The following is a 2,578-nucleotide window of genomic DNA, read 5'->3' as shown; positions in this document are numbered from 1 at the left end:
GCCCGCCACCGCCCCCGAGCCCGTCACCGCGGCGACGCTCGCTGCGCCGTCCGCTCCGACGACTCCGACCTGGGCCACGGAGGCCGAGAAGGAGCTGAAGAAGATCCCGTTCTTCGTCCGAGGAAAAGCCCGAACCAACACGGAAATCTTCGCCAGGGAGCGGGCGCTGCCGCTCATCACCGTCGAGACCTTGTACGATGCAAAAGCGCATTTCGGCCGCTGAACGGCCCGAACTCCGCATCGTCATCGTGACGATGGACAACCACATGGCGAGCGCCCTGGAGCGCGCCCGCCTGCGCCTGCGCAGCGAGATGCCGGGGCTCACCCTCGACTTCCACGCCGCCGCCGAGTGGGACACCTCGCCCGCGAGCCTCGCCGACTGCAAGGCCGACATCGGCCGGGCCGACATCGTGCTCTCGACGATGCTGTTCATGGACGAGCACGTCCGCGCCGTGCTGCCGGCTTTGCTGGCCCGGCGCCCGCATTGCGATGCGATGATCGGCTGCCTCTCGGCCGGCGAGGTGGTGAAGACCACCCGCCTCAACCGCTTCGACATGGACGGCACCAAGCGCGGCGCCCTCGACTTCCTGAAGAAGCTGCGCGGCAAGCCCGGCGCCCAGGGCAACGGCGCCCGCCAGATGGCGATGATCCGCAAGCTGCCGAAGATCCTGCGCTTCATCCCCGGCTCGGCGCAGGACGTGCGCGCCTACTTCCTTACCCTGCAATACTGGCTCTCAGGCTCGGACGAGAACATCGCCAACCTGGTGCGCTTCCTGGTCGGGCGTTACGCCGCCGGCCCACGCCTCGCTTGGCGCGAAATCGCCGCCGCGCCGAGCCCCCTGAGCTACCCCGAGACCGGCCTCTACCACCCGCGCATGAAGGGCCGCATCGGCGAATCGCTCGCCGCGCTGCCGGTTCCCAAAGGGCCCGCCAAGGGCCGCGTCGGCCTCCTGGTGATGCGCTCCTACGTGCTCGCCGGGAACACCGCCCACTACGACGGCGTGATCGCGGCGCTCGAAGGCCGCGGCCTCGCGGTGGTGCCGGCCTTCGCCTCGGGCCTCGACAACCGCCCGGCGGTGGACGCCTTCTTCCGCCGCGACGGTCGCCCGGCCATCGACGCGCTGGTCTCGCTCACCGGCTTCTCGCTGGTCGGCGGCCCCGCCTACAACGACGCGGCGGCGGCCGAGACGGCGCTCGCCGACCTCGACGTGCCCTACCTCGCCGCCCACGCGCTGGAGTTCCAGACCCTGGAGCAGTGGGAAGGCTCCGACCGCGGCCTCTCGCCGGTCGAGGCGACGATGATGGTCGCGATCCCCGAGCTCGACGGCGCCACCGCGCCGATGGTGTTCGGCGGCCGCTCCGGCGCGTCGATGGGCGAGAACGCCCGCGACATGCGCGTCCACCCCGAGCGCGCCGACATGCTCGCCGCCCGCATCGAGCGCCTGGTGACCCTGCGGCGGACCGCGCGGGCCGAGCGCAAGGTGGCGATCGTGCTGTTCGGCTTCCCGCCGAACGCCGGCTCGATCGGCACGGCGGCGTTCCTCTCGGTCTACCAATCCCTGCACAACACCCTGACCGCGATGAAGGCCGACGGCTACGAGGTGGAAGTCCCAGCCAGCGTCGACGACCTGCGCAACGCGGTGCTCGCCGGAAACTCCGCCCGCTACGGCACGCCGGCCAACGTCCACCACCGCATCCCCGCCGAGGAGCACGTCCGCCGCGAGCGCCACCTGTCCGAGATCGAGGCGCAATGGGGTCCCGCCCCGGGCCGCCAGAACAGCAACGGCTCGGTGCTGTTCGTCCTCGGGGCGCAGTTCGGCAACGTCTTCGTCGGCGTGCAGCCGGGCTTCGGCTACGAGGGCGACCCGATGCGCCTGCTGTTCGAGCGGGGCTTCGCGCCGACCCACGCCTTCTCGGCCTTCTACCGCTACCTCCGCGACGACTTCCGCGCCGACGCGGTGCTGCATTTCGGCACCCACGGCGCACTCGAGTTCATGCCCGGCAAGCAGACCGGCCTGTCGGAAGCCTGTTGGCCGGAGCGGCTGATCGGGCCGCTGCCGAACGTCTACCTCTACGCCGCCAACAACCCCTCCGAGGGGATGATCGCCAAGCGGCGCTCGGCGGCGACCCTGGTCAGCTACCTGACCCCGACCCTCGCCCAGGCCGGCCTCTACCGCGGGCTGATCGACCTCAAGGCGTCGATCGAGCGCTGGCGCGCCCTCGAGCCGGAGGCGGAAGCCGAGCGGCGCGACCTCGGCCAGCTCGTCCAGGCCCAGGCCGCCGCCCTCGACCTCACCCAGGCCGAGCCGGCCTGGGACGACCTCGCCGCCCGCATCCAGGCGCTCGGCCAAGCGGTCTACGAGCTCGAGCACACCCTGATCCCGCACGGCATGCACGTGGTCGGGAAGGGCACCCCGGTCGAGGAGCGGGTCGACCTGCTGCTGGCTTTGGCCGAAGCCTCCGCCGGCCTCGTGCCGGAGCGGGCCGGGATCGTCGCCCTGGTGGCTTAAAACCAAATACGCATCCCACCGCTACGTAACGTGTGATAGGCGGGGTGCGCGGTTGCATTAAAAAAAAA

General features: G+C 70.9%; 2 pseudogenes. Both read left to right on the top strand.

Features of this window, described 5'->3' with window-relative positions:
• Positions 1-223: pseudogene (locus FV222_RS22730) on the top strand (ferredoxin:protochlorophyllide reductase (ATP-dependent) subunit B); the annotation flags it as partial.
• Positions 198-2,504: pseudogene (locus FV222_RS22725) on the top strand (magnesium chelatase subunit H); the annotation flags it as partial. The pseudogenes FV222_RS22730 and FV222_RS22725, both read left to right, overlap by 26 nt.
• Positions 2,505-2,578: the final 74 nt, after the last annotated feature.

The sequence above is a fragment of the Methylobacterium sp. WL103 genome, assembly GCF_008039885.1.
Taxonomy (GTDB): Bacteria; Pseudomonadota; Alphaproteobacteria; order Rhizobiales; family Beijerinckiaceae; genus Methylobacterium; species Methylobacterium cerastii.
Note: the sequence above shows the minus strand (reverse complement) of the source record. Positions and strands in the feature narration are given on the sequence as shown.